This window comes from Campylobacter concisus, assembly GCF_902460675.1.
GTDB classification, from domain to species: Bacteria; Campylobacterota; Campylobacteria; order Campylobacterales; family Campylobacteraceae; genus Campylobacter_A; species Campylobacter_A concisus_AJ.
The window spans coordinates 615,661-621,783 of sequence record NZ_CABPUQ010000001.1 but is presented as its reverse complement, the minus strand read 5'-3'; the positions used below and the strand labels follow the sequence as shown (position 1 = coordinate 621,783).

At 33.3% G+C, this 6,123-nt stretch carries 6 protein-coding genes and 1 pseudogene; 4 read left to right on the top strand and 3 right to left on the bottom strand.

Annotation, left to right across the window (positions count from 1 at the left end):
* Both F3G88_RS03020 and F3G88_RS03015 read left to right on the top strand, forming a co-directional pair.
* A pseudogene (locus F3G88_RS03020) lies at positions 1 to 231 on the top strand (Cj0814 family flagellar-dependent secreted protein); the annotation flags it as partial.
* Between the two features lie 11 nt (positions 232 to 242).
* Complete coding sequence (locus tag F3G88_RS03015) at positions 243 to 1,034, top strand: Cj0814-related protein (protein WP_149715323.1); 792 nt, start codon at positions 243 to 245, stop codon at positions 1,032 to 1,034.
* 63 nt (positions 1,035 to 1,097) lie between these two features.
* Here the strand turns inward: F3G88_RS03015 and F3G88_RS10455 are convergent, their stop codons facing one another.
* Together F3G88_RS10455 and F3G88_RS03005 are read right to left on the bottom strand one after the other, a co-directional pair.
* On the bottom strand, positions 1,098 to 1,673 hold the full coding sequence (locus F3G88_RS10455; RefSeq protein ID WP_223227322.1) for a Cj0814-related protein: 576 nt from the start codon (positions 1,671 to 1,673) through the stop codon (positions 1,098 to 1,100).
* A 239-nt stretch (positions 1,674 to 1,912) separates the two neighbouring features.
* Positions 1,913 to 2,914, bottom strand: coding sequence for a Cj0814 family flagellar-dependent secreted protein (locus F3G88_RS03005; protein WP_223228721.1), 1,002 nt, complete (start codon positions 2,912 to 2,914; stop codon positions 1,913 to 1,915).
* A gap of 74 nt (positions 2,915 to 2,988) precedes the next feature.
* Between F3G88_RS03005 and F3G88_RS10850 the strand changes: the two genes are divergently transcribed.
* Both F3G88_RS10850 and F3G88_RS10845 read left to right on the top strand, forming a co-directional pair.
* Complete coding sequence (locus tag F3G88_RS10850) at positions 2,989 to 4,173, top strand: recombinase family protein (RefSeq protein WP_021092745.1); 1,185 nt, start codon at positions 2,989 to 2,991, stop codon at positions 4,171 to 4,173.
* Between the two features lie 6 nt (positions 4,174 to 4,179).
* Positions 4,180 to 4,836, top strand: coding sequence for a DUF4368 domain-containing protein (locus F3G88_RS10845; protein ID WP_009495137.1), 657 nt, complete (start codon positions 4,180 to 4,182; stop codon positions 4,834 to 4,836).
* 2 nt (positions 4,837 to 4,838) lie between these two features.
* Here the strand turns inward: F3G88_RS10845 and dcm are convergent, their stop codons facing one another.
* Entirely contained in the window at positions 4,839 to 6,020 is a 1,182-nt protein-coding gene (gene dcm, locus F3G88_RS02995; RefSeq protein WP_009495138.1) for a DNA (cytosine-5-)-methyltransferase, read from the bottom strand.
* Positions 6,021 to 6,123: the final 103 nt, after the last annotated feature.

The following is a 6,123-nucleotide window of genomic DNA, read 5'->3' as shown; positions in this document are numbered from 1 at the left end:
GAAGAAGACGAACTCTCATTTAAAAAGATGATGGAGCATAATCTAAAAATGCTAAAGCTACTCTTTGGTGAGATAGACAAAGATGGCAAAAAGAGCAAGGACTTTATGGATAGCTTTTTAAAATTTAGCATGCCACCTTTAAATTTAGTAAAAGAGCTAAATGAAAACCCAGCAGGAAAATATCTAGTAGATATGCTTGGTATAAAAAAAGATGTTGATATAAAGGCGTAGGGGGGAGTGAAATGATAACTAGCATAAACGGACTTAGCAACACACCGATACAAGACAACACTATCCAAAAAGAAAACATGGCTAAAGATACCAAAGATGATGAAAAGGCCAAAATAGAAGCTTTATGGTATGGTCCAGTTGGAAAGAGCATAAAAGAGATTATTGACATAGACGAAAATGAAGATAATTGGGTTGCAAAAACGATAAGCAAAATAGATAATATGCTTTCTAAGCGTTACAATACCGAACAAGATCGCAACGCCATGTCGATGAAACAGCCAAAAACTTTAGAAGAAGCAAAAGATCAAGTCCTTATAATGTATTCTGATATATTAAAGGAAAACTCTGTTGATGGCAAGCCAACCATGATGGGCAAACTAATAGGTCTTGGCACAAAAGAAGAGGAGGCTGACCTAAGAGCTTTTATGGATAGCATGTCTTCTCTTTATCCAAATAATAACAAGGAGTCGCTTAGTCTTTTAGATAGAACCGACCTAAGCATAGATGAATTTAAAACATTATTTGCCAAAGCAAGAGAAAAAGCAACAAAGGATGTTGCAGAACAAAGAAAGCAGATAATTAAAGAAGAACAAGAATACAATGCAAATTTTGCTAAAGAGCAGGCTGAGAAGAAATTTAAACCTATGCAGGTTAAAAAGAAGTATGAGACCTATGATATAAATAAGGATCAAAAATTTCTCTATGCAAGAGAGCTTTTAAATTTCAAAGAAAAAAGAGGCATAGACGTCTTAGAGCTTATGCAAAAGATAGATAAGAAGCAAATTTTAAATAAGATGGCTTGATGAATAAAAAATAGCTACTTTGTTTTATTGTAGAAAGCAATGATTGCTCTAAATTTAGTCCTTTTATACGGTTTTATCCACTTTTTTATTTGCGACTTTTTCTAAAATTTCAAATATGCTTTCGCCATTATCGAATTCAGTTTTTATAAATTTGTAAAATTCTTTAAATTTCTCATCGGCTTGCATATCATAAGTTTTAAATTTCTTAGTTACTTGCATAGGTTTAAAGGCTTCTTGTTTTTGCGTGTCAGTTTGATTGTTTTGTTCTTCATGATCGTTTTTTTGATCCATTAGCCCATAGTCACCAACCTCTTGTGGCATACTCCTATTTATAACTTTAGAATATCTCTCAATAAATTCATCTACACTTATATTAGACGACTCGAGAAGCTCACGACCCTCATTACTAAAAGACACACCAAATCTTTCTAAAGTTCGACGTATCTTTTGTCCTTCTAGATCATTATCTGACGTTTTGCCCCAGATGGTTTGTTTATCATCATTGTAGGATTTAAAAGCTCCAGTAAAGTTTGTGCTATTACCCATCACTTTCTTATAATTAACTCTACTCGCAAATTCTTTTCCTTCAAATAGTGAATTGTTATTTAGATTTGGCGAATAGGTTATATTATTAAGCATTGTTAAGGTCTCGCTTTATTTAGATATTCCAGCATCTCTTTCGTAGGTTTTAATTCTTTTTTATGGTATTAATTTGCATTAGAGCATCTTGCTACCACCTATCCAGCAATGCTGTTTTATACACTAACACACATTCAGCTAAAGAATATAAATTCAACCTACTTGGGTTTAATGCTTTTATGGGCTAGAGTATAATCAATAACTAAATTGACCTTTTAGCGATTTAGTTTATATATGACTTATCCATACACAAAAGTATTACTAATAGAACTTATCCTCTCACTCCAAGAATTTGCTAGAGAATTTATATCCTCTCCAGCTGGCTTAAATTTCTCATATTCGTTTGAGGTAACACTTTCTGCGCTAGTGTTCTTTGATCTTGCATACATTAAAAGAGTTAGCTCTTTTAGCCTTTCTTTGATGAGCGCTTTTATGCTCTCACTATCTTTACCCACTTTTTCAAAATCCACAAAATACTCTTTATGCTCTCCAGTGCTTGAGATATCATTTAAGGCAGCGCTACTTAGCTTAGTCTTTGCACTATCACTTGGTAGCGGTCTAGAGCTACGTAAAAATCCCATAAAAAGAGCCTCTTTACTGTAACCTTCATCTGCTTGATATACCGACATATCAGGGTTAAAACTAAACTCATCGCCTGCTTCGCTCATGGTAAAATCAACCTCTTTTACTATGAGCCTAATGCCTGCACTTGAAAGCTCTTTACTAAGAGTTTTAGCACTATTTAGCTCATCATTACTAGAGTAGATGTTTGAGATAGTAGAGTTTGATAGATCTTTTAGCAAATGTCCTTTGGCATCATAGTGAGTGCCTTTTGTGCTGTAGCCTTTTGGTAGTTTGCCTATATCTGCAAGGGTGTAGCTCTTTTTATCATCACCTAAAGCAGAGGTCATTTGATCAAATAGTCTGTAGTAGTGCTTTATGGTGTCAGCCATATCGATATTATCAAAGATCTTTATCTGCTCGTCTTTGCTCTTGATGCGGTTTAACACATGGTTGCGCTCGGCAAATCTACTAAGCTCATCAAGTGTGCTTTTGTGGATTTTAAAGTCCTGCGGTAAGCTGGCTGCTTTATTAAAATCAGCTCCCATAAAGCCAGCCTTATCTACTGTGTAGCCATAAGCTTGAAGCTCATTAAAATTTAAAGAGATAAGGCTATTTTGTGAAGAAGTGGTATAAGTAAATTTAGCTGGTTCTTGGAGTAATAGAATTAAGGAGAACACTTAATCACTATATTAGTGAAATATGTACTTCTTAATTCTTTTTTATTTAAGAAACTAAGAGAAAGGGGGTAAAAATGAGGAATTATGAAAAGATAACAGCACTCTATGAGAGATTAAGTCGTGATGATGAACTTCAAGGAGAAAGCAATTCTATTGTAAATCAAAAGAAAATCCTTGAAGAATATGCAGGTAAAAATAATTTAAGCAACATCATACATTTTACAGATGATGGAATAAGCGGAACACAGTTTGATAGACCGGGCTTTATGGCAATGATGAACGGAGTTAATCAAGGTAATATAATAGGTTGTATAATCGTAAAAGATATGAGTAGACTTGGCAGAGACTATCTTAAAGTCGGTCAATGTATGGAAATCTTAAGACAAAAGGGAGTTAGGCTCATTGCTATCAATGATAATGTAGATAGCTTTTATAGAGAAGATGATTTTACCCCTTTTAGAAATATTATGAATGAATGGTATACAAGAGATACTTCAAGAAAAATACAATCTACATTCAGGTCAAAGGGGGAAAGCGGAAAGCATACGGCAAGCTCTCCACCTTATGGATATATCAAAGATGAAAAAGACAAAGATAAGTGGATTGTAGATGAAAAAGCAGCGGAGATAGTAAGGAGAATATTCAATCTGACCATGCAAGGCAATGGTCCGTATCGAATAGCAAAGATATTGGAAAGTGAAAAAGTAGATATACCTGCTTACCATCAGCAAAAATTAGGATATGGACTACATCAAAGCAAAGTGTTTGAACATCCTTATCGCTGGTGCAGTTCTACAATTGTAAGTATCTTAAAGAAACAGGAATATTTAGGTCATACTGTAAACTTCAAAACAAGAAAGCATTTCAAGGATAAGAAAAGCAAATATGTATCTGAAGAAAACTGGCTGATATTTGAAAATACCCACGAGGCAATTATAGACCAAGAAACCTTTGATAATGTGCAAAGGATAAGAGGAAATGTAAAAAGGTATCCCGATGGTTGGGGAGAATATCACCCTTTAACTGGGCTTATGTATTATGCAGATTGTGGCAGTAAAATGTATGTTCATAGAACAAGTAATTACAAAAATATTCCCTATTACACTTGCAGTGCTTACACGAAAGTACCCTGTGGAACGCTTTGTCCATCTACTCACAGGATAAAAGCGGAAGCAGTCTTAAACCTTATACAGGAAACCTTAAAAGACATTAAAAAATATCTTGATGAAGATCACGAAGCCTTTATCCGTTCCATTTAAAATGAAATGGAAGAAAAGGAAAAAGTAGAGATAGAAAAGAAAAAAATAAGATTAATGGAAAGTAAAAACAGGCTTCAGGAACTTGAACGATTGATGTGCCGTATTTACGAAGATATGATACTTGAAAAAATACCAAGTAATAGATATGAGATACTTAACAGTCAATATGAAACAGAGCAAATAGCTTTAAGCAAAGAAATTAAAGACTTAGAGTTTGCAATATCAAGATATGAAAAAGAAACAGATAAGGCGAAAAAGTTTATATCTCTAATAAGCCGATATGAAAATTTTGATGAACTTACAACTACAATGATAAATGAGTTTGTAGAAAAGATTATTGTTCATGAAAGGAATAGAAAAGGTAGTCAAACATCAAAGCAAAAAATAGAGATATATTTTAATTTTATCGGTAACTATGAGCCACCAAAAGAAGAATTGACTGAAGAAGAAGAAGAAGAAAGATTAAAAATTGAGGAAGAAGAGAGAAAAATCAAGGAAAGAAAAGATAGACTTCATCAAAACTACTTAAAGCGTAAAGTAAATGGAAAACAACAGGAATATGAGGAAAGGTATAAGGCAAGGAGAGAACAGAGAAAACAAGAAAAATTAAAGGTTCTGAAAAGGGCAGGTATACAAGTTAATAAGTTAGAAAAAAGAGATTGAAGTTAGTCAATCTCTTTTTTAGTACAGGTATCAAGTATATCAATTATGTTATTTGCAATTGCATGGATAACAGTAACGGCAACAGAATTACCAAACTGTTTGTAACTTTGAGTATCACTTACAGGAATGATATAGTTTTCGGGGAAGCCTTGAAGTCTTGCAGCTTCACGAGGTGTTAGTTTTCGTGGATTTTTTCCTTTTTGCTCAATAAGTATTTCACTCCCGTCTTTATAATATCTTGCAGATAATGTATTTGTATAAGGACTGTTTTCATTGAACAATGTGTAACCAAATCCATTTCCCTTTATTTTATGTTCTTTCTTTCGTCGTTGATGACCTTGCCAAAGTGCATTTGAAATGGTGTATTTAGTATCAACATTTTGCTCTAAAATATTTCCCACAGAAACATCTGGGCAGGGAGGAATTGGAAAAGAAAAATCTTTATAGTTATCTATTTTATCCTTATCAAATCCAACAATGTAAATACGCTCTCTATTTTGTGGAACACCGAAGTCTTTTGCTTTAAGTATAATAGAATGAACATCGTAGTTTAAATCCTTTAATGTTTTTTCTATTGTTTTATAGGTACGACCTTTATCGTGAGATTTTAGGTTTTTGACATTTTCAAGAAGAAATGCCTTAGGTCGTTTCTCTTTAATAATTCTTGCAATTTCAAAAAATAATGTTCCACGAGTATCTTCAAAACCAAGCTTTTTACCGGCTTGACTAAATGCTTGACAAGGAAAACCACCGACAATAATATCATGATTAGGAATATCTTTTTCAGATATTTTTGTAATATCTCCAAAAGGAGTTTCACCAAAATTTGCCTTATATGTTTTTACTGCAAATTTATCAATTTCACTACTGAATACGACATTTGTTTTACCTGTTTGGTAAAATCCAAGCCTTGTACCACCAATTCCGGCAAATAAATCAATGATTTTATAGGGGGCATTTTCATTATTGGGGAAAGGTACTTTTTCAGGAAATGATAAAATATGTTTCAGCTCAATGGACGATGGCTGACTTTCTCCATTTTCCCATCTGCGAATTGTCCTATCTCCGAATTTGGACATACCAACAGCATCAGCTAATTCTTTTTGAGTCATTTGTAATCTGATACGCTTATTTTTTATTAAAATAGCAGGGGAATTATCTATGATTTGTGGTATAATATTCATATATATTCTCCTTTTTATATATGTTATTTCAAGGACTAACTGTCCTCTATTTGACACTATTGTACCATATAGAAGAAAATTTTTCAAGAAAGGAAAAGAGTTA

Bases quoted from the DNA above. Each gene is read 5' to 3' on its own strand.
- F3G88_RS03015 (WP_149715323.1), top strand. From the start codon at position 243: ATGATAACTAGCATAAACGGACTTAGCAACACACCGATACAAGACAAC.
- F3G88_RS10455 (WP_223227322.1), bottom strand. From the start codon at position 1,673: ATGCTTAATAATATAACCTATTCGCCAAATCTAAATAACAATTCACTA.
- F3G88_RS10850 (WP_021092745.1), top strand. From the start codon at position 2,989: ATGAGGAATTATGAAAAGATAACAGCACTCTATGAGAGATTAAGTCGT.
- F3G88_RS10845 (WP_009495137.1), top strand. From the start codon at position 4,180: ATGGAAGAAAAGGAAAAAGTAGAGATAGAAAAGAAAAAAATAAGATTA.
- dcm (WP_009495138.1), bottom strand. From the start codon at position 6,020: ATGAATATTATACCACAAATCATAGATAATTCCCCTGCTATTTTAATA.